Source organism: Streptomyces sp. NPDC051662 (genome assembly GCF_040681655.1).
Lineage (GTDB): Bacteria > Actinomycetota > Actinomycetes > Streptomycetales > Streptomycetaceae > Streptomyces.
This window is the reverse complement of the sequence record NZ_JBFAZD010000019.1, coordinates 97,920-118,052: the sequence shown is the minus strand read 5'-3', so window position 1 is coordinate 118,052 and position 20,133 is coordinate 97,920. Positions and strand designations below refer to the sequence as shown.

The following is a 20,133-nucleotide window of genomic DNA, read 5'->3' as shown; positions in this document are numbered from 1 at the left end:
CTGATGCTCCTCGTACAAGGTGGTCAGGGTACGGATCGGCCGGGCCGGATCCCCGTACCCGCCCTCGACGAGCGGGCTTGACTTTTGGTCATTGACCAACTCTACTTGCAGGGGAGAATTGGTCACTGACCAAAAATGGGAGGTGGTGAATGGTGTCCGGAATCAAGGCGCTGATCTCCGGCGCCGGCATCGCAGGTCCGGCGCTCGCCTACTGGCTGGCGCGGTACGGGGCGCAGGTCACCGTCGTCGAGTCCGCGCCGGCGCGCCGCACCGGCGGGCAGCTGATCGACATCCGCGGCTGCGGACGCGACGTGATCGCCCGGGCGGGCCTGGCCGAGGTGGTTCGTGCCGCCCGCACGCGCGCGGACGGGCTGTCGTTCGTGGACGCGCGAGGGCGGCGGCAGGCATCGGTGCGGGCGGACGGCTTCGGCGGGGACGGACCGGTGACCGAGACCGAGATCCTGCGGGGTGCGCTGGTGGAGATCCTCCACGAGGCGACCGAAGCCTCGGTCGAGTACGTCTTCGGTGACCGCATCGACGCACTCGACGACCGGCCCGACGGCGTGCACGTCACCTTCGCGAAGTCCGCACCGCGCCGCTTCGACGTCGTGGTCGGGGCCGACGGCCTGCACTCGGGCGTGCGCGCGCTGGCGTTCGGCCCGGGCGGCGCGCGGCTGCGCCACCTCGGCCACTACCTGTCGTTCTGGACCGCGCGGAACACGCTGGGGCTGTGCGACTGGACCGAGGTGTACTCCGAACCGGGCCGCACCATCGGAGCCCGCGCCGTGAACGGCAACACGCAGCTGATGGCGTTCCTCTCCTTCCGCTCCGCCCCGTTCCGGTACGACCCTCGCGACACCGCCGCGCTGAAGACCGTCGTGCGCTCGCGCGCCGCCGGGATGCGCTGGCACGCCGACGAGCTGATCGACCAGCTGGAGGACACCGCGGACTTCTACTTCGACTCGTGCAGCCAGGTGGCCCTGCCGCACTGGTCGTCGGGCCGCGTCGCCCTCGTCGGCGACGCCGCGTTCTGCGCCTCGCCCATGTCCGGGCACGGCACGACCATCGCGCTGGTGGGGGCCTATGTGCTCGCCGGCGAGCTGGCCCGGGCGCAGGGGGACGTCGCCGCCGGGCTGCGGGCGTACGAGGAGCGGCTGCGGCCATGGATCACCCGCGTCCAGCGGTTCGGCCAGAACAACGGCGGGACCATGACGCCGCGGACGCCGGCCGGCATAGCGTTCCGGCGCGGCGTGGTGGCGCTCCAGGAGCGGCTGCCGCTCGGCGATGTGCTGCTGCGCGACCAGATCCGTCTGTCGAACGGCTTCGCGCTGCCCGACTACACCCTCTACGAGGGGACACGACCATGATCGAGCATGTCGACCCGCCCGCGCCGGCCCCTCCGGTCGGCGGCCTCTACCACCATCTCTCGGTCGCCCGTACGGGATCCGTCGTCGCGATCGCGGGACAGATCGCCCTGGACGCGGAGGGCCGGCTCGTCGGCGAGGGCGATCACGTGTCCCAGGCCGAGCAGGCGTTCCGCAACGTCGCCACCGCGCCGGCCGCGGTCGGCTGCGGCCCGCACGACCTGCTGAAGAACACCATCCACGTCGTGGGGCACCGCCCCGACCTGGTCGAGCCCATCTTCGCCGCCGGACGGCGGGCGTTCGGCGGCCACTGGCCCCGTACCGCCGGCACGTTCATCGGCGTCCAGGCGCTCGGCCGACCCGAATGGCTCATCGAGGTCGACGGCCTGGCCGTCGTCCCCGCGCACTTTCCGCTCACCCAGGACGACCGGCGGGCACCGAACGCCGCCGAGGAACACAGGAGCACGACATGACCACGAAGACATGGTTCATCACCGGCGCCTCCAAGGGGTTCGGCCGGCAGTGGGCCGAAGCCGCCCTGGAACGGGGCGACCGGGTCGTCGCCACGAGCCGCACCGCCGGCGCGTTCGACGACCTGGTCGACGCCCACGGCGACAACCTGCTGCCGCTCCGGCTGGACGTCACCGACCGCGCGGCCGTCGACGCCGCCGTACGCCGGGCCGCCGAACGCTTCGGCCGCCTCGACGTCGTCGTCAACAACGCCGGCTACGGCCTGTTCGGCATGGTCGAGGAGATCAGCGAGGAACGGGCCCGGCCGGAGTGCGCGGCGAGCCCACCGCCACCCGCGCGGCGATCCTCACCGTCGTCGACGCCGACGAACCGCCCCTGCGGATCTTCTTCGGCAAGGGGCCTCTCGACGTGATCCGGGCGGAGTACGCCTCCAGGATCGAGGAGTGGGAGCGCTGGGACGCGGTGTCCCAGGCCGCGTTCGGCGCCTGAAGAGGGCCTGAACAGGGTCTGAACAGGCCGCTTGTACCATGAGCCGGTACATCGTCGGTGGGTGACGGAGAACGGAACGGGACACGAGGATGCGCTGGACGCTGGACGACGTGATCGAGGCGGCGTTCACCACGCTCGAAGCCGAAGGGCTCGACAAGCTGACACTGCGCGGAGTCGCCCGCACCCTCGGGTCCCACCTCAACTCCGTGAGCTCATACGTGAAGACGAAGCAGACGCTCATTGAGACGATGGCCGACCACATCGTGGGCTCTGTCGACGTCACCCACCTGCCCGACGAACCCGTCGAACGGGCCCGCACGGTCGCCACCCGCTACCGGGACGCCCTGCTCGCACACCGCGACGGCGGCCGGCTGGTCGCCGGCACCTTCACCGGCACGGGCAAGACCCTGCGCGTCGGCGACGCCATCGCCGGCGCCCTGCTGGACGCCGGACACCCCGAACCGGATGCCGCCCGCCTGTGCTGGTCGATCGTCTACTTCACCCTCGGCCTCACCCAGGAACAGCAGACCCCCTCCGGCAACCCCCGCGGCTCGTTCCACGACCTCGTCGCCACCGGCGGCTACCCTGCCCTCGCCCGGATCGGCGAACACCTCATGGTCGCGGACTCCTTCGACAACCGCTTCCACTACGGACTGTCACGACTGCTGCCCCCAAAAGCCTGACCTGCCCCCGAGATCCTGACCCGCGAACGCGGGACGAGACGGCACGTCCGAAGCGGCGCTTCGGCTCGGCCGTACGGGACGCCGGGCCGTTTCCGCGGGTGCCGTCAGACGTCGTCACTTGTGGGAGGGGTGCGCATGACGATCGGCGGGATGGGCCTACTCCCGGGGATATTGATGCGGATCCGGGTGGTCAGCCGCGTTTGGCCCTGGGCCTGGGCCTGAGTCGATGGAGGCTCCGCAGGCGCGGTGTCCCCGGCGCTCCGACCGTCGGTGAACGACCAGGACCTGGACGGTCGGTCCGGACTCGGGAACGGGGCGAACCAGTCCCGCTGTTCAGGACTCGCGGCCGGCTGGTCGCTGGGCGTCGCCAGGGCGTCCGCGTTCTGTGGCTGTACCGGTCCGGGATCCGCGGGACGGGGCCAGGACTGCTTCGGTATCCGACGCGGTAACGGCGAGCGGGGAACCGCGGTGGGGCTTCTCAGGACCAGTGTTGGGGTGTCCAGGGGGTCGGACGTGGATGGCGCGGCGTCTTGGCCGGGGGCACAGCCGGCGCAGAGTGCGGCGGTCCACCCTTTCGTCCCGTCATACCCGAACGATGGCCGACGGCATTGGGGGCAGGCGAGTTCTCCACGCCTCTGCGCCTGGTCGACGAGAAGCTCACGGGTCATGCGGGCGGACTTCTGCCCGTCATCGTCGTTCGGGTGCGGGATGGCTACCAGAAGTTTGAGCCGGGGCTGCTCCTGTGCGGAGGCTTCCAGATGGCTCATCAGCAGTTGCAGGTCCCGCGGCGTCACGCGGTCGTGCGTGATGAGAAGGTCCTTCTTCCGGTGGCGTGTGCGGGTGCCGCGCCGGTCGGCCTCCGCGCGGTCCCATGCCTTGCCCCATTCCGCGAGGTCGGATCTGCGTACCCCGCAGGCCTCGGCGAAGGCCAGGACGAAATCGCGGCTGGGCCTCGACCGGCCTTTGAGAACCCGTCCGGCCGTGCTGCGAGGAAGTCGCCCCACCCCGCCGAGGCGTGGATCCAGGCTCCGTAAAGGAGGGCTTCCCTCGTCCTGGTACAGATCGAGGATGGCGGAGTGGAGGTCGGCGAAGTCCTTGGCGACGCTGATGTGCGCCCCGCCGCGGTGACCGCTGAGCACCCCTTGGGCGCGGGCCTCGTCCCGACGGGCGTGCTTCCAGAGCCGTTCCGCCTCTTTGACGCTGCGGCCGCAGGCCTGAGCGTAGGCAAGGACCACACTCAGGTTCTGCGGCACGCTGCGCCCGGAGGCGGCACGCGCGAGGGCGTCGCCGCTGTATCCGGTACGGGTGGCGAGCTGTTCGTACGTCAGCCCGGCGTCATTGCGGGCGGCACGCATCCAGGTCACCAGGGCGAGCAAGGATTTGCTGCACTGGGTGATCGGGTTCTCGCGACGCCCCATGGATGGTCAGGCCTCCGCGATTCCCTGCTCGGCCCGGCTGTTGCCGCGCAGTTGGCGCAGCAGGCGAACGCTGAGTACGGCTGCCTCGGCGATCAGGACGATCAGGCTGAGGACCTGTAGTCCGGCGAGAGCCAGAAACGTGGCGGCGATGACGATCACCACGACGACGACAACTTCCGGGAGGGTGAGGGGACGGGGCGCGACGTGGTGCGAGCCGCAGGCTGTGTTGCTCATCGTAATTTCCTCTTCGAACTTCGTACCGCGGGCGAACAGTTGGGTTGCACAGGACGGTTGCCGCCGCCCTCGTGGGTAGCGATGTTGCAGCATCTGCGGCTGTCGTACGAACTCTTGATCGGGCCAATCCGCGTTTGCGTCCCTTTGGCGGTCCGGGCTCGATGGTGGCGGTATCCCTTGCTTCTGCCTGGTCAGAGGGCGAATGGAGGTCACGTATCCGCAGATCTGTCCCATCTTTTTCGCGCCCGGTTTGCGGTCATATACAGATTTCCGCAAGAGTGTCCCGCGTACTGGCAGGTCTTCCAGCCATGGCTCAATCTGCTTCGCCCCAGCTCAGGGCACATGCCCGCCCCGGATTCCCTTACCTGTGTCCCGCTCTTGACCTGGCGGCACGACATACCCGATGTTTGACCGTGCGTCCGCAGGCGGCCTGTGCCAACTGCGGGGCTCTCCGATGTACTGCGGGCAATCCAGTTATCCGGAGGCAGAGCGGATTCGTTGCCGCGAACGCCGCTCACGGTCCTGGCACTGCTCGTCAGTGCCAGGACTCAGGCCCGCGGAAACGACACGTGCGGGCCCGGCGGCCGTGCGGTCGGCCGGGTGGGTGGTTGGGCTGCCCCGCGAGTTCCGGTCCCCGGACCGTGGTGTTCGTGGCGTGTGCGTCTACCCGGTGCCGCGGGGCGGCCCGGTCCCGGTTTCCGAACGCACGGGCGTGCCGTCGGTGTTGATGCCGAGGTCGCATCTGTCGGATACCGAGGAGCCGTCTCGTCCCCGCATCCGGACGGTCGTACGGCCATCGAGGCCCGTCGCGTAGGCGATGGTGCAGATCAGCTGCTTGAGCGCGGTTTCGTCGAGACCCTTCAGCGCGACGGGCACGCTGGTCCTGACACCCCTCCGGGGAATGACTTCCTGCCGCACGCCATCGCCGGGGGCGCGCGGCGGCAGTGAGGTGCGCAGCCCGGCGGCCTCGTCATCCCTTCTCCGCAGCCACCGAGCAGCAGTACGGCCGGCAGTACTGCGGCAGCGCGTCGGTATTTCCCCCGCGTGCGCCTCATTCGTCCGCCTCCTCGGTGCGGAGCGGTATCTCGACGGTGAAGACGGCTCCGCCGCCCGGCAGGTTGCCGGCGCGGACCGTCCCCGCGTGCAGCCGTACGTTCTCCAGTGTGATCGCGAGTCCCAGCCCGCTTCCCGCCGAGCGGGTTCGGGCGGCGTCGGCCTTGTAGAAGCGGTCGAAGATATGGGGCAGCACCTCGGGGCTGATGCCCGGCCCGTTGTCGAGGACCTCGGTGATCAGCAGGGGGCCGCCGTCCGAGCGCGTCTCGGTCCGCAGCCGTACGGTGACGGGGTCGCCACCGTGCCGGAGCGCGTTGCGCTGAGCCGGGCAGCCGCCACCACGCGCCCCCGCCAGCGGACGGCACCGCCGCCGAGGACGCGCTGTTGAGGGCTGCCGTAGCCGCGCTTGTCGTCTCGGGTGGCCGCGCCCGCGCGACCATCTGTCTGTCCGGCCGCCCGCCGGCGTCGCCGGTCGGCAGCGGCCGACCCGCGTCGTCAGGCCCCGGTCGGTGGCGCGCTCATCGCTGCCGCCAGGAACGTGATCGCCCAGTGCCGGGCGGTCTCGCCCGCCAACGGGTTCAGGCAGCCCGGGGTGGGCCGGTGGTAGACCTCGACGCGGTCCACGGCCGTCACGGCGAGGATCCCCCGCATCCGGAACAACAGCTCCTCAGGGGAAAGGCCGGGCAGGGCGCGCCCGAAGGCCGCCAGGTAGCGCTCGCGGACCGTGTCCTCGTCCGGGCCGGTCCAGCTGCGCGCCTCCTCGGCCGGGTCGCTGAGGATCGTCACGATCAGCCGGGACGTCCGGGCTCCGCCCTCGTCGCCGGCCGGCATCCCGTCGAACAGCGGCCCTGCGAACGCTCCCACCAGTTCGGCGACCGGCGGGTCCGGGGTCCGGGCGAGCAGTCCGTCGAGTCCGGCGCGCTGTGCGGCGGTGATGGGCTCGATCACGCGGCGGGCGACCGCGGCCAGGAGTTCCGCCTTCGAGCCGAAGTGGTATGCGACGGCGGCCAGGTTCGCTCCGGCGAGGTCGGTGATCGCGCGGACCGAGGTACCGCGGTATCCGTGCTCGGCGAAGAGGTGCTCGGCCGCGTCGAGGATCTTGGTCCGGGTATCGGGTGGCGCCATGCGCGTACTATACGGACGTTCGATTGAAACGAACGTTTGAATGAATCACGCGATAGAGGTTGTCATGAAACTGCTCGTGTACGGCGCCGGGGTTCTCGGCAGCCTGTTCTCCGCCCGCCTGCATGAGGCGGGGCACGATGTCTCGCTGCTCGCCCGGGGCGAGCGCCTGGCGGCCCTGCGCCGGCACGGGGTGCAGCTCGCCGAGGAGGACAGCCCGGCCGTCAGGCGGGTGCCGGTGCCGGTGGTCGACCATCCGGCCGGCGGGTACGACCTGACCGCCGTCTTCGTCCGCACCCATCAGGTGGACGCGGTGCTGGAGTCACTCGCCGGCCTCGAAGGCGACGTACTGTTCCTGCACAACTGGGCGGCCGGCGCGGAGCCACTGGGCACGGTGATCGGCTCCGGGCGGGTACTGCTCGGCTTCCCCTCGGCCGGCGGCACGATGGACGGCGACGTGGTCCGCTACCGCGCGACCAACTTCATGACCCGCCGGGTCGCGATGCCGATCGGCGAACCCGATGGCCGTACCACCCCACGACTGGAACGGATCGTGCGGGCGTTCCGTACCACCGGGGTCAACGCCAAGGCCGAGCCGCGGATGGATGCCTGGCTCAAGACGCACGCCGCGTTCTCGGTGCCACTCGGGCAGGCGGCGCACGCGGCGGGCGGGCCGGCAGCGCTGGCCGACGATCCGGACGCGGTCCGCGGCATGCTCAACCTCATGCGGCAGAACCTCGCCGCCATGCCGACGCCACCGGTCCCTCGCGGGTTCGCTGCGTTGCGGACTCTCCCGGAAGGACTGCTCGTGGCCCTGCTGCGGCGCTTCCTGCGGAGCTCGACGGCCGTACACAGCGGACTCGACGACGCCTCGCCCGCGACCGTAGCCGAACTCGACCGGCTGACCGAACAGCTGCGTGCCCATGCGAAGGTCCGGTAGGCAACAGACGGTTGTGCCTCCTCGGCCGGATCGTGCCGACCGGCGCCGTCGTTCCCGATGGGAAGCGCGGTACCGGCGTGCCAGGGCCCGGCGGCCTCCTCCCGACTGCCGGGCGCCGCCGGGCAGTCGGGACCTCGCAACGGCTCGTCTAGAATCGTCCGGTGCCCAAGGACATCTCCCCCGAACTTCTCCTGGCCGACTCGGACCCCGCCTGGGCCGCCCGGGGCAAGGCGCTCACCGACAGACTGTACGAACTGCTCGAACCGCTCGCGCTGCATGTCGAACACATCGGCAGTACCGCGGTGCCCGGCATGGCGGCCAAGCCCGTGTTCGACACGCAGGTCAGCGTCCGCGACCTCCAGGAGGCGCGGGGCGCGTTCGCCGGGCCGCTGGCCGGCCAGGGCTTCGAGCTCGCGCCGTACCGTCAGGATCACGTCCCGGCCGGCAGCGATGACGATCCGGCGCGCTGGACCAAGCTGCTGTGGATCCGGCGCGGCCACCAGGAGCCGGATGTCAACCTCCATGTCCGGGTGGCCGGTTCGCCCAACGAACGGCTCGCTCTTCTCTTCCGTGACTGGCTGCGGGCCCACCCCGAGGCGGTTCCGGCCTACGCGCGCTTCAAACAGGTGCTCGCCGGGGCCGTCCCCGACCTCGCCACCTACGCCGATGTCAAGGATCCCGTCGTCGATCTCGTCGTCGCCGTCGCCGAACCCTGGGCGCGGGACACGGGCTGGCAGCCGTCCGCCACGATGACGGGCAGGCCGGGCTCCCGCCGGGTCTGACCTCAGGGCCCCAGCGATGAATCGGTCCAGGCCACCCACTGCGCCACCGCGTTGGTGGCGTAGCAGCCGGAGGGCAGGAAGAGGGCGAGCTCGCAGGCGTAGCGGCCCGGTGTGACGGTGTCCTCGCCCGTACGGTCCACCCGGACCCGGGTCTGCACCACCGTTGGGCGCAGGCCCTGGGTGCGGCGGATCTCCCCGTCGGACCAGCGGTGGCGCTCGTAGGGCAGTGTCGTGGCCTCCCCGAGCAGGGCCAGTACATCGTCCCGGTGGGTGGCGAAGGTGTAGGGGATGCCCTCACGAACGGTCTCGTCGAGCGGGTGGCGGTTGATCTTCCGCAGAAGCGCGGCCAGTTGGCTGTTCCAGACGTACGAGGCGTGCGCGCACAGGTAGAAGGCCAGGACGCGAGGGTCGATCCGGTCGAAGAAGTCCGAGGCCGCTCCGGTGAAGTGCCGGGCGCGTTCGGCCTCCGGGGACTTCGACTCCCGGACGAGACCGAGCGCGGTCCCGTGGTCCTTCTCCAGGAGGGCACGGCCGATCCGGTGCGTGGTCCTCGGACCCCCCGCCACGCCGAATCGCTGTGTGTCGTAGTAGTTGACGAAGAACAGGTCCCCGGCACGCTCGCCGAGCGTGGCGACCGTCCGCACGAAATCGGCGCTCAGCCCGCGCACGATGATCCGGAAGCCGTTGCCCTCCAGATGCCCGACGCGCAGGCCCCGGTCACCGTACCCGTGGAGGGAGAGTCGCATGGTGCGTTCGCCGGAAGCGTGGCGGTGGTTGAACTCGGCTATGCCGTCAGGGGAGAGTCCGCCCCGGCACGCGAGATGCTGCTCGGTGACGGCGTCCTCGTCCTTCAGTCCCGCCGTCGAGAGATCGGAGGCGGGGACGCCGCAGACCGCGGCGATCCGTTCGACCGCCTCGAAGGTGGTGTATCCGCGCTTGCGCAGCCGCAGATACTGGAAAGGAGCGTCCTCGTCGTCCCGTACGGGCAGGACCATGCTTTCCTGGACCACGAAGTCGGTGTCGCGAGCCTTGAGAATGGGGTGCTCCACAGTCACTCCGTTCCTTTCGTCCTGCCGGATCCGCCCGGGCCGGGGCCGGGGCGGTGCGGGGCAGATGGTGGGGTGGTGAGGGCCGGGTGCGGTACGGGCCGGTGCGCGCCGCCACGCAGGAGCGACGACGCGGTGGCGGCCAGACACAGGCCGAGCAGAACCAGCAGCGCCAGGCGATGGTGCCCGACGAGAGCGGCCGGGCCGCCCGTTGCCGCGGGAAGCGGCGAGCCGGCGCCGTCCGGCCCGCCGGGGCCGGACGTCCCGTGACCGGCGACCAGCGCCAGGGCCACGACCGAACTGATCAGATAACCCGCGTTCTGGAGTATGGACCGTACGCCGTTGGCGATGCCGCGCCGGTGCGCGGGCACCAGCGACATGAGTTCGCCGGTGTTCGGCACTCCGAACAGGCCGGCGCCGACGCCGGTCAGGAACAGCCCCAGCCCGATGAGGCCGGCCGGTGCCGGCGGACCGAGCGACAGGGCCAGTACCAGCAGAGCGATCCCCAGCGCGGACGTCGCCGTGCCCGCGCTGGCCAGCAGCCGCGCCGGATGACGAGTGGCCAGACGTCCGGCCGCCGGCGAGGCGAGCATGGCTCCGACGGACATCAGCATGACCTGGAACCCGGCGGACAGGACGTCCAGGTGCTCAACTGTCTGGAGGTACAGGGACATCACCAGGACGACGGAGAAGTACGACATCGCCGTCAGGAAGGCGGCCAGCAGCGCCATCGCGCGGCGCCGGTCACGGAACAGCCACGGGTCCACCAGAGGGTGCCGTTGCCGTCTCTGGACGAGAGGGAATACGAGGAGGGCGGACAGCGACACGGCCGCGCTCAGCACGACGGTTCCGCTCGTCCACCCCCGGGTGCCGCTTTCGGTCAGCGCCAGCGCCCCGCCCCCCAGGAACAGGACCGACAGCAGGGCGCCCGCCACATCGAACTTCTCGGCGGAGCCGGGGCCGTGGTCCGGGCGCAGGACGTAGGCGGCCCAGCCGCAGGCGACCAGCCCGGCCGCTCCGCTGGCCCAGAAGATCCCGGACCAGCCCTGGAGTTTCGTCAGGGCCCCGCCGAGCAGTGGACCGGCGGCCTGGGTGGCCGAGATGAGGGTGGCGTTGACGCCGAGGGCCCGGGGCAGCCGCTCGGGAGGGAACGCGTCCGCGAGCAGCGCGGTGGTGTTGGCGATGACGGCCGACGCCCCCACCCCCTGGATGATCCGGCCCAGGACCAGCCACCAGGCGTCCGGGGCGAGCGCGCAGCCGATGCTCGCCGCGGTGAACACGGCGATACCCGTCTGATAGAGCCGGCAGCGCCCGAACAGGTCCGCGAGTCGGCCCCAGACCAGCAGCAGGACGGTGCCCGCCAGCAGATAGCCGAGGATCATCCAACTGGCCTGCGCGGCGGACGCGTCGAAGTGCCGGGCGATCCCGGGCAGTGCCACGTCGAGTCCGCTGGTGTTGAGGCCGGTGAGCAGCGCGGTGAGCGAGGTCACGGAGAGTACCCGGCGGCCGTAGCGGGCGGATGACGGGCTGGGAGCCGGGGCCTTGAGTGCGGTTCTGCGAGGGTGGGTCAAGGAAGAGGGCCCCGATCCGTCGCTGCGCCGCCCGTTCGCCCGGAAACCAGCACATGTCGGTCTGTCAGCTGAGTGATAGCCCGGATCCTCCCCGGTCGTCCGGCCCGAGTCGCTGTCCGTCCGTGCCGGGGCGTTCCGTGCCGGGCAACTGTACGTCCGTGCCGGGCGGTTCTACGTCCGCGACCCGCGTCCCGGGCGGGGGATCGCCGGAACCGGTGTCGGCCGTGGGGTCGACGAAGTGCACCAGGAGGGTGCGCCGGTCCTGGGAGGCGGCGGCGGAGACAGGAGTGACGGAGTGCCAGGAATCGGCCGACCGGACCAGCAACACCGAGGAGCCCGGCCGCGGCGCGATCTCCGCCCGTATGTCGTCGGCCGCGGGCGAACCGAGGATACGCAGTGAGCCCTGCCATCGCGCCGGCCACTCGGAGTTGAAGTACCAGAGCTGAGTGACCACCTTGTCGGGCCGGTCGGTGTGCGGCGCGATCCAGTAGCCGGGCCCGTAGCGGACCGCGCGTGCCTCGATGACGCAGCGGCCGAGCGGGCAGCCGGTCGCCTCGGCCACCGCCGCGCGATAGCCGGGCGAGGCGAGTTCGTCGACGAGCCGCCGCCACAGGGGGGACAGGAAGGCGAGGCTTTCGGCGACCGGACGCCCCCGCGTGATCAGCGGGAGGTTGCGGGTGCGGTAGGTCTTCTCCGAGTCCCCGCCGGTCCGTTCGGTCAGCCGGAAGCCCCGCGCCGGGAACTCTTCCTCCAGTTGGCGTGCGGTCCGGCCCGGTGGGCCGAGCAGGGTGCCGGACAGTTCCGCCCAGTGGTAGGGGCGCTCGGCCAGTTCCGCCCGCCTCAGCGCGGGCAGGTCGAGCACGGCGCCCGAGGGGCCGGAGCCGTCGGGGGGACCGGGAGTCCCCGGGACGCGGGAGTCGGCGCAGTCCTCGGGGGATTTGGGGCCCCTGGAGTCGCCGGACGAGGACATGGCCGTGGTGGACGGGCCGTCAGACATCGTGGAACGCCTCCTTGTCCTGGGAATCCGCGGCGTCGGGGACGTCCGGGGTGGTGGCCCCGCCGGGTGTGATCCGCGCGCCGAGGGCACGGAGTTTGGCGGGGAGTCGCGCGTAGCCCCTGGCCAGGTGCTCCACGCCGTAGAGCCGTTGCGGGGTGCGGACGGTCAGAGCGGCGAGCAGCAGCGCGGCGGCGGCGCGCAGGTCGTTCGCCCGAAGCGGTCCGGGCGCCGGGTGCAACGGGCCCGGGTGGATCCGCAGTTCCTGCTCGTGGACGGTCAGCCGGGCGCCCATCGAGCGCAGTCCGTCGACATAGCCGAACCTCCCCGACCAGACGGTCTCCACCAGTGTCGAAGGCGCCGAGGCGGCCAGCAGGAGCAGGGCGAACAGGGGCTGGGCGTCGCTGTAGATGAGATGGGACGCGGCGACGACCCGGTCCGGCGTCAGCGGGCCCACGGCCGGCCGTATGTGCAGCATGTCGCGGTCCCAGCGGAGCGGGACTCCGATCCGCTCCAGGTGGAGCAGTTCCGGGGCGAGCCCGTCCTGTACCACGTCCGGGCGGGTCAGCCGCAGGGTCAGCTCCTGGTCGAGCAGGACGCTCGCCGTGACGAAGGTGACCACCTCCAGGAGGTCCGACGGCAGGGTGACGGAGGCGGCACCGATCGGGCCGTCCGCGCCCTGGATCTCGATGGCGTGCGGTGTCACGTCCACCGCCACCCCGGCCAGCGCCAGGGTGCGGGCGAGTTCCTGGGCGTCGGGTTTGGGATAGGGGTTCCGCAGTACGGTGGTGCCCCGGGCGCCGGCCGCGGCGAGCAGCGCGGTCTTCGTGGCGCCCGAGTAGTGGGGGCCGGTGGGCAGCCCGCCGCACGGGTCGGGGGTGGAGAAGTCGGCCAGGTCGATCACCGTGCCCCGCAGCCCCCGGGGAGCCGTCGCGGTCAGCCCGCCGCCGTCCGTGGCACAGGTGGCCCCGAAGCGCTCCAGCACACGGGCCATGTGCTCCACCGGGCGGCCGCCCCGGTGCCCGCCTCCGATCCGGCAGCCGCCGTGCGCCCCGGACTCCACCCGCCCGTGGCGGGCCAGGAGGACAGGCAGCAGATACGCGCCGCCGTGCACCTGGGCCGACCAGTCGGCCGGCACGCGGTGGCCGGTCAGTTGGGCCGCGTCGATCCGTACCCGCTCCGAGGCCCCGTCGACGTCGACGCGGGCGCCGAGGGCCCGCAGCATCCCCGCGAGTGCCTGACGGTCGGTCAGCTCCGGCGCGTTGCGCAGATCCCAGGGTTCCTCCGACAGGCAGGCCGCGGCCATGCAGCCCACCATGAGGTGCTTGAAACCGGACATCCGTACCTCGTCGGCGAGCGGTGGCCCGCACTCGATGTCCCAGTACGGCGCGCAGCCCGCCGGGGAGCCGGGGCGCGACGGGGGAGAGGCGGTGTCCGTGGTGTGGTCACCGGTGAGCGGCGCGGGGGTCAGCCGAGGTTCCACATCTCCACCTGGCAGGTCAGCCGGTACTGCGGGGCATGGGCGGACACCGGTGCGACCGCGTGCCAGGAGTGTTCCGAGCGGGCGAAGAGCACCGAGCGCCCGCCGCCCGGCACCACGGTGGCGTACGGGCTGACGGACAGGTCCGGGCCGGTTCTGACCTCGAACTGCCCGCCGTGGTCGTCCGACCAGTCGTCGTTGAGGTAGATGACATGGGTGGCGCGCTTGCCCGGCTTGTCGGTGTGCGCGGAGATACGGTCCCCGCCCTGGAAGACGAAGAGACCGATGTCCAGTGTGGTGTCGGTGACATCAAGGCCGATGGTCCGGGACACCCAGTCGCGGTAGGCGTCCGCCTGGAGGTGTGCGACGAGCCCGTGCCATGTCTCGCCCATCGCGGTCATACCCGGCTCGGGTGCGCCGTGACGGATCAGCGGGAGGACCGCCATCCGGTACGTCTTGTCCCCGTCGCCGGTGCGCTCGGCCGGATGCAGTGCCTGCGGCGCGGGCATCTGCTCCCGCAGGCTCCGTGCCGCCGCCGCCGGGATCACGGAGTGGGCCACGGCCCATCGGTATGGTTCGTCGTGCCGTTCCACCGGCGCGTTCAGGTCCAGCAAGGGTTCGTCCTTTCCGTCAGTGGTGCCGGATGGGCGTGGATGCCGTCTCACCCGCGGTGGCGTCGGCTCCGGGCTCTTCGGGGGCCTGGGGCGCGCGTGCTCCGTAGGACACCTCGGGGGTGCCTTCGGAACCGGGTGCGCGACTGCGCAGGATCTGGACCTCGGTGAACGCGCGCCGCTGGTCGGCCGCGATGTTCCAGACGATCTCGGCCACCTCGCCGGGATCCATCATGGTGCCGAAGTCCAGGGCGAGGCCGGTGTGGAAGTCGGGTACGGCCAGGCCGCCGGGGTTGACCAGGGTGATCCGGTTCTCCGGGTGCGCGGCGAGCAGCTCGGGCACCAGATTGCGTACGAAGGTGGCCTGCGCGGCCTTGAGTCCGCAGTAGAGCGACTCCCGCTCGCGCCGCTTCCAGGAGGACGAGGACGCGATCGTGATCAGATGGACGGGGTCCTCGGCCTCGGCCAGCAGCCGCCGCAGGAAGAGCACTGGCCCGGAGAACAGCAGCCGGGTCAACCGCTCAACCTCGTCCTCGGTGGTCTCCGCGAGGGCCTTCTTCAGGAAGGCTCCGGCGACCCACAGTACGTAGGCGGGACTCGGCACATCGACGGGTGCGGTGCGTACGCTCTGCGGATCGCACAGGTCGAGGGAGCGGGGCAGGAGGCCGTCGGGGTCGGGGACGGAGGCCGCGGAGCGTCCGTAGACCACGGTCCGCAGCCCGCGGTCGCGCGCGGCGAGGGCGAGGGCACGGCCCAGGCCGTGGGTGCCGCCGATCACCGCGGCGCTCCGGTAGTGGCCGGGGAGCGGCCGTGCCGGGGGACTCGATGGACTCATGTGGGCTCCTGTCGGCGGGGGTTCGGGCACGAACGGGCGGGACCGGGAGGGTTGCTCCGCCGCGGGGGAGGAGACAAGGAGCCGGCCGCTGCGGCAGGGGCCGTCCGGGCTTCCGGTGAGCGGCTTTCTGGGTGTCCCACGGCTGACCTTCTCCTCGTCTCCACCGCCGGGCAGAGGAACCGCGGCGGCGCGCTGCTGAGCGGTGGGGAAGTCATACGGTGTGCCTGAGCGGTGGGGCGGTCAGCCGCCGGGGTGTGCCCGGGAGGTGAGCGCGGTCGTGAGTGCCGCCAGGTCGGCGGGGCGGGCCCCGGCCCTGATCAGCGCGGCCCGCACACTGCGGTGCCGTTGCCGCAGTTCGGTGAGCCAGGTCCGCATGATCACGGCCGGTGTGCCGAGATGGACCAGGTAGTCCTGGCGCGTCCAGCCGTGCGCCCGCCACTTGTGCGCGTAACGGTCGACCAGCGGCACCAGCGCCGCGCCACTGGCCGCGTAGTCCGCGGCGATCAGCTCGTCGGGCACGTCGGCCAGGGCGAGGAGGGCGGCTGTCACCACCGCCGTGCGGTCCTTGCCGAGATGACAGCAGACCAGGAACGGTTCGCCGGCGGCCTCGGCGAGGTCGGCGAAGAGCGCGGGGGCGCCGCCGGCGGAGCTCTCCATGAGAATGGCGTGGTAGTAGCGGACGTAATGGCCGGGGGTCGGCCGGGCGAGGTGCACGATGTCGCGCGGGTAGCCGGTGAGCGGGCTGCGGACCCAGCGCACACCGTGCCCGAGGAGTGCGGCGGGGCCGCCGTGGCGGTCCGTCTCATCCTGCGACCGGAGGTCGATCACGGTCCGTATGCCGTGACGGCCCGTCAGCTCGGCCGCGGTGCCCGCGTCCATGGCCGCCCCCGCGCCCGCGCGCCAGATACGGCCGGGTGCCACACCTGGAGGCGCCACGGCGCGCAGGTTGACCGCGTCGGACACCGGCCCGGGTGCGGAGGGGGGTGACTGCGGGGGTGTGCTCACCGGGCCGGCGATGCGGGGACGGTCGGGGGGACGGGAGCGCGGGTGGTGTCCATCAGCGGTGCCTTTCCGAGGAGGGGGGCGCCGTCAGCGCCAGGCAGAGGCGGGAGACGGCCTGCGGGGTGCGGGAGTGGACCGCTGCGGCCGGGGTCGGCGCGGGCGGCGTCAGGGATAGAGGAAATCGCGGTTCGCTGAGCGGAAGAGACGCCGGCGGGCGAAGGCGGGGCCGGAGGGGGGTGCGGCGGGCGTGGCGGTGGGGCGCCGCAGCAGCCGCTCGGCCACCACGTGCGCGGCCAGCTTGTGGGCCCATGTCTCGTGACCGTCCTCGGCGGGATGCCGCCCCTTCCATCCGGTGCCGGACGCCCGCAGCACATCGGCCATGGAACCGTCGGCGTCGCCGAACCGGTAGAAGTGCGTGCGGTCCACCCACTCCACCCCGCCGCTCCTGGCCAGTCCGGCCCGGCCGAGGGTGTCGTAGGAACTCTCGATGGAGTCGAAGAACAGATACGGGATCCGGTGCAGACGCAGGAACGACTGGAGCGACAGGATCTGCGTGATCAGCCGGGTCCCGGACTCCCGGTCGTGCCAGGCCACATCGCGGTAGACATCGGTCAGCCTCTGGACATCCGGATTCCGGTGCTGCTGATACGGAATGACCTGGTGGAACTCTTCGTCCACATAGAACTCGCGGCGCATCGCGCCCGACCAGCCGACGGCGACCAGCAGTTGACCCTTGTCGACGATCTCACGATGGCCGGCCAGCCAGTCGATGGTGGTGCGTAATATCCGGTCGTTGGACCCCGAAATCACGGCGTCGTTCACCACGCGGTCGGCGTCCAGGAAGTCACCCAGCCGGGCCGGCCAGGAATGTCTCTCCCTATAGTCCCGCAGCACGGGGTCGGGGTCCAGATCGTCCACCAACTCGGCGCCGTATGTCATGGAACAGCCATTGGCATACACAAGCACGACTAATCTCCAGACGACACATGGAAGCATCGCGGCAATAGGTGAGGTGCCGATGTGAAGTGTTACATGACATTGCGCGGGCCAACAACCGTACGAGAGTGCCGGCCCCGGCCGCGCCTGCCGGTTCTGGCCATATGAAAGAGGCGGGATTCGGTTCTGCCAGAGCTGTTTTCCGTCTGACCTCGATATTCTTCGCGACGCCACCGAGGCTCACGGAACGGAACAGGCTGAAACGGCGGGGTGGGGTCCCAGGCCGGTGAATGGGGAGGGCACCGAAAGGGGTAGAAGGCACCTGAGCCTCCGGCGGAACCCGGGCGTACCAGGCCCGATTCTCCCTCGGGCCGCGTGGTCATGGACGGCACTCGCAAGCACGCCGACGTATCCGGGCCCCGGTCCGAACGCCCGTCTGCCCGCCCGGCGGCACCGGCCCGCGGCTGGGTCGGCGAACGACGGCCCCCGCAGTTCCGATCCATCGACGCAAGGGAGCGCACATGACGGACGTCCTGCTGATCTGGCCGCCCCACGTGCCGAGTTACTTCAACGCCGGCCACCACAGCCCGCTGTACATGGTGGCCGGTCATCTGCGCCGCCGGCCGAGCCCAGGGCGGGTGGACACCTGCGAGGCCGGCACTCTGAGCATGAACTGGAAGGGTGTCGGCGACCTGCTCTACCAAGGCCGGTACGACGTCATCGCGGTGATGAACGACTTCGACGCGGTGGACGGCCTGGCGCGATTCACCGAGTACGCGCGGGTCCTTTCCCCGCGCAGCCGTCTGATCACCTTCGGCCGGCTCTCCAGCCTCAACCCCACTTATTTCCGCCAGTTCGATCTGGACGCCGTCGTACAGTCCGGGGACTATGAGTGCGGAGTCGCGCACTACGTCAATGGGCTCGCGGAATCCGGTCCCGAAATCGCCCCCGTGGCAGGATTTCCGGGAGTCGCGGTACGGCACGGTACGCAATGGCTCGAACCCAGCGGCCACGGCGACCGGCTCGCACCCGAGGAGTGGACTCTGCCCGACGTCGACGAGATTCCCTACCAGGACTACGACCGTTTCTACGCGAAGGACGAGCACAAGTTCTGCGGGATCCCGTTCCGGCGCGAACTCGTCGTACCGGCGGCCCGTGGATGCCCCGTCGGCTGCGAGTTCTGCGAAGTTCCCGAGATCTTCGGACTCCGCGAGCGGCGCATGACGGTGGACGCTGTCATCGATTACATCCGGGACAGTTACAGCCGTCACCCGTTCGAATACGTCGCCTTCTACGCCCCCACTTTCACCCTCGACCGGCGCTGGGTCCGGGAGTTGTGCGAGAGGTTCATCGAAGGGCCGGTCTCCCCGCAGTGGAAATGCGCGACCACCATCCACCACCTCGGCGAGGAACTGGTGGCCCTGATGGGCCGGGCCGGCTGCGTCCGGATCTCGGTCGGGCTCGAAACCCTTGAGGCGGAGGGCCAGGGCGGGCTGCCCCGGAGCAAACGCATCGAGGAAGAGAGGTTCGGTGCGCTGGCCCGGTGGTGCGGCGCGGCCGGCATCGAACTGAACGCGTTCGTCATCGTCGGGCTGCCGGGCACCTCGGTCGAGGGCACGGCACGCACCGTCGAGTTCGCCCGCTCCCTCGGCGCCCGTGTCCGCCCGACCATGTACACCCCGTTCCATGAAATGACGGGAGAGATGACAACACATCAGATAGCCCGCTACAACCGGCAACTGATCAGCGCGGAGCCGGTTCCCGACGCGGCCGACGACGACCGGACCGGGCAGCCACCGGAGGCCGACGCCCGCTACGCGTTCCTGTTCGGCCGGGAGGACCGGCTCACCAGCGTCCACGAACGCATTCCGCAGCGGACCACCCGTTGACCGGCCCGGCACGCGGCACGCCGGGACCGACCCGCACCCTGAACCTGGACGGCTTCCGGTTCCCGCTCGGCACGGAGACCCTCCACCTGAGCTGGCAGCCCCGCGAGCGCCGCCCCGGCACACTCAACCTCAAGAGCTGCGAACTCCAGCATCCGTGGAGCGACCAGCTGGTGCGCGGCGAACTCGCCGCACTGCCCCTGGCGGAGACCATCGCCTACCCCGTTCAGGACCGTGCCCTGGACGCACTCGGCGCCTACCACGGCCTCGACAGCGACCATGTCCTGCTCACGGCGGGTTCGGACAACGGAATCGGCCTCGTCGTCGACGCCCTCGTCCGCCCGGCCGGCCGACTCCTCCTTCAGGAACCCGCCTTCGAAGCCTGGTACCACTACGCCGAGTTGCGCCGGGTCCGGGTGACACGCGTTCCCGGACTCACCGGCGCGCCACCCACCGCCGACCCCGCCCCCCTGCTGGCCGCGCTGCGGGACGCCCCGGGGCCGGCCGTGGCGGCGGTGACCAACCCGGGCAGCCCCAGCGGGCTGCTGTATCCGCCGCGCACGATGCGCGGCTTCGCCGAGACCGCCCGGGACCTGGGCCACCTGCTCGTGATCGACGAGGCATACGGTGACTTCGTCCACACCTCCCACGCACCGCTCGTCGCGGAGTTCCCCAACGTCGTCGTCGTGCACTCCTACTCCAAGGCGTTCGCCCTGGCCGGGCTGCGCGTCGCCGCGCTGCTCGTCCATCCGGCCCTCCGCGAACACCTCGGCCGTTTCCGTCCCGAGAACGCGGTCGGTGCCCCCGGCGTCGCCCTGCTGGAACGCCTGGCCCCGCAGCGTGAACGCTGGCGGGAGATCTGGCGGGACGTCCGGGCCGTACAGCGGGAGTTCACCGACCGGGTGCTGTCCACCCACCCCGAGTGGCGCGGGCTCCGACCGGGTGCCAACTTCGCCACGTTCTGGTCGCCCGACCCCGCCACCGCCGACGCGGCCCGCGACCACCTCGCCGCACACCGCGTCCGTATCCGCTCCCTGTCCGACCTCCCCGGGCTGCGCGGCTGTTTCCGGGTGTCCCTGGCGGACCGGCCGGCGATGGAGCGCGTCGCGCGGCTGCTGGACGCGGTGACCGACCGGCCCCGGCCTTCTCACGATGTCCCGGCCGCCCCGGGGAAGACCGCACCGCACGGGACACGGCCGAAGTGACACCGGCCCCG

Annotated in this window: 18 protein-coding genes and 3 pseudogenes; 8 read left to right on the top strand and 13 right to left on the bottom strand. The window is 71.2% G+C overall.

The window, feature by feature from the left end:
- Nucleotides 1-149 precede the first annotated feature (149 nt).
- The 4 genes and pseudogenes from AB0M67_RS28355 (at nucleotide 150) to AB0M67_RS28340 (ending at nucleotide 3,007) form a co-directional block, all read left to right on the top strand.
- The gene (locus AB0M67_RS28355; RefSeq protein ID WP_365749956.1) at nucleotides 150-1,367 is read left to right on the top strand and encodes an FAD-dependent monooxygenase; all 1,218 of its coding nucleotides are present in this window, start codon (nucleotides 150-152) and stop codon (nucleotides 1,365-1,367) included.
- Complete coding sequence (locus tag AB0M67_RS28350) at nucleotides 1,364-1,837, top strand: RidA family protein (protein WP_365749954.1); 474 nt, start codon at nucleotides 1,364-1,366, stop codon at nucleotides 1,835-1,837. Before AB0M67_RS28355 ends, AB0M67_RS28350 begins: the two co-directional genes overlap by 4 nt.
- A pseudogene (locus AB0M67_RS28345) lies at nucleotides 1,834-2,324 on the top strand (SDR family NAD(P)-dependent oxidoreductase). The gene AB0M67_RS28350 and the pseudogene AB0M67_RS28345 overlap by 4 nt, the downstream one beginning before the upstream one ends.
- A gap of 89 nt (nucleotides 2,325-2,413) precedes the next feature.
- Entirely contained in the window at nucleotides 2,414-3,007 is a 594-nt protein-coding gene (locus tag AB0M67_RS28340) for a TetR/AcrR family transcriptional regulator C-terminal domain-containing protein (RefSeq protein ID WP_365749952.1), read from the top strand.
- Between the two features lie 1,190 nt (nucleotides 3,008-4,197).
- Here the strand turns inward: AB0M67_RS28340 and AB0M67_RS28335 are convergent.
- The 5 genes and pseudogenes from AB0M67_RS28335 to AB0M67_RS28315 all read right to left on the bottom strand — a co-directional run.
- Nucleotides 4,198-4,362: pseudogene (locus AB0M67_RS28335) on the bottom strand (helix-turn-helix transcriptional regulator); the annotation flags it as partial.
- Nucleotides 4,363-4,431: 69 nt separating this feature from the next.
- Nucleotides 4,432-4,659 (bottom strand): hypothetical protein, encoded by a 228-nt coding sequence (locus tag AB0M67_RS28330; protein WP_365749950.1) that lies wholly within the window; start codon nucleotides 4,657-4,659, stop codon nucleotides 4,432-4,434.
- A 663-nt stretch (nucleotides 4,660-5,322) separates the two neighbouring features.
- The gene (locus tag AB0M67_RS28325) at nucleotides 5,323-5,535 is read right to left on the bottom strand and encodes a hypothetical protein (RefSeq protein ID WP_365749948.1); all 213 of its coding nucleotides are present in this window, start codon (nucleotides 5,533-5,535) and stop codon (nucleotides 5,323-5,325) included.
- A gap of 175 nt (nucleotides 5,536-5,710) precedes the next feature.
- Nucleotides 5,711-6,028 (bottom strand): annotated as a pseudogene (locus AB0M67_RS28320) (ATP-binding protein); the annotation flags it as partial.
- A 179-nt stretch (nucleotides 6,029-6,207) separates the two neighbouring features.
- Nucleotides 6,208-6,837, bottom strand: a complete 630-nt coding sequence (locus AB0M67_RS28315) for a TetR family transcriptional regulator (RefSeq protein WP_365749946.1) — start codon at nucleotides 6,835-6,837, stop codon at nucleotides 6,208-6,210.
- 64 nt (nucleotides 6,838-6,901) lie between these two features.
- Between AB0M67_RS28315 and AB0M67_RS28310 the strand changes: the two genes are divergently transcribed.
- Both AB0M67_RS28310 and AB0M67_RS28305 read left to right on the top strand, forming a co-directional pair.
- Nucleotides 6,902-7,774: a 2-dehydropantoate 2-reductase N-terminal domain-containing protein gene (locus tag AB0M67_RS28310; RefSeq protein ID WP_365749944.1), complete on the top strand. Its 873-nt coding sequence runs from the start codon at nucleotides 6,902-6,904 to the stop codon at nucleotides 7,772-7,774.
- Nucleotides 7,775-7,935: 161 nt separating this feature from the next.
- Nucleotides 7,936-8,556 (top strand): GrpB family protein, encoded by a 621-nt coding sequence (locus AB0M67_RS28305; RefSeq protein ID WP_365749942.1) that lies wholly within the window; start codon nucleotides 7,936-7,938, stop codon nucleotides 8,554-8,556.
- 2 nt (nucleotides 8,557-8,558) lie between these two features.
- Here AB0M67_RS28305 and truD read toward each other — a convergent pair whose 3' ends face one another.
- The 8 genes from truD to AB0M67_RS28265 all read right to left on the bottom strand — a co-directional run bounded on the left by truD (nucleotide 8,559) and on the right by AB0M67_RS28265 (nucleotide 17,061).
- On the bottom strand, nucleotides 8,559-9,605 hold the full coding sequence (truD, locus tag AB0M67_RS28300) for a tRNA pseudouridine(13) synthase TruD (protein ID WP_365749940.1): 1,047 nt from the start codon (nucleotides 9,603-9,605) through the stop codon (nucleotides 8,559-8,561).
- A 2-nt stretch (nucleotides 9,606-9,607) separates the two neighbouring features.
- A complete protein-coding gene (locus AB0M67_RS28295) occupies nucleotides 9,608-11,092 on the bottom strand; it encodes an MFS transporter (protein ID WP_365749938.1) in 1,485 nt (494 codons plus the stop codon).
- A 145-nt stretch (nucleotides 11,093-11,237) separates the two neighbouring features.
- Nucleotides 11,238-12,170: a 2OG-Fe(II) oxygenase gene (locus AB0M67_RS28290; protein WP_365749936.1), complete on the bottom strand. Its 933-nt coding sequence runs from the start codon at nucleotides 12,168-12,170 to the stop codon at nucleotides 11,238-11,240.
- The gene (locus AB0M67_RS28285; RefSeq protein WP_365749934.1) at nucleotides 12,163-13,650 is read right to left on the bottom strand and encodes a hypothetical protein; all 1,488 of its coding nucleotides are present in this window, start codon (nucleotides 13,648-13,650) and stop codon (nucleotides 12,163-12,165) included. The genes AB0M67_RS28290 and AB0M67_RS28285 overlap by 8 nt, the downstream gene beginning before the upstream one ends.
- Complete coding sequence (locus AB0M67_RS28280) at nucleotides 13,635-14,261, bottom strand: 2OG-Fe(II) oxygenase (protein WP_365749932.1); 627 nt, start codon at nucleotides 14,259-14,261, stop codon at nucleotides 13,635-13,637. The genes AB0M67_RS28285 and AB0M67_RS28280 overlap by 16 nt, the downstream gene beginning before the upstream one ends.
- A gap of 16 nt (nucleotides 14,262-14,277) precedes the next feature.
- Nucleotides 14,278-15,093 (bottom strand): SDR family oxidoreductase, encoded by an 816-nt coding sequence (locus AB0M67_RS28275; RefSeq protein WP_365749930.1) that lies wholly within the window; start codon nucleotides 15,091-15,093, stop codon nucleotides 14,278-14,280.
- 240 nt (nucleotides 15,094-15,333) lie between these two features.
- Entirely contained in the window at nucleotides 15,334-16,098 is a 765-nt protein-coding gene (locus AB0M67_RS28270) for a tyrosine-protein phosphatase (protein WP_365749929.1), read from the bottom strand.
- Between the two features lie 162 nt (nucleotides 16,099-16,260).
- Nucleotides 16,261-17,061 carry a DUF6071 family protein gene (locus AB0M67_RS28265; protein ID WP_365749927.1) on the bottom strand — a complete coding sequence of 267 codons (801 nt, stop codon included), beginning with the start codon at nucleotides 17,059-17,061 and terminating at the stop codon, nucleotides 16,261-16,263.
- 491 nt (nucleotides 17,062-17,552) lie between these two features.
- Here AB0M67_RS28265 and AB0M67_RS28260 point away from each other — a divergent pair, with 491 nt between their 5' ends.
- Nucleotides 17,553-18,920, top strand: a complete 1,368-nt coding sequence (locus AB0M67_RS28260; protein WP_365749925.1) for a radical SAM protein — start codon at nucleotides 17,553-17,555, stop codon at nucleotides 18,918-18,920.
- On the top strand, nucleotides 18,917-20,122 hold the full coding sequence (locus AB0M67_RS28255) for an aminotransferase class I/II-fold pyridoxal phosphate-dependent enzyme (protein ID WP_365749923.1): 1,206 nt from the start codon (nucleotides 18,917-18,919) through the stop codon (nucleotides 20,120-20,122). Before AB0M67_RS28260 ends, AB0M67_RS28255 begins: the two co-directional genes overlap by 4 nt.
- Nucleotides 20,123-20,133 lie beyond the last annotated feature (11 nt).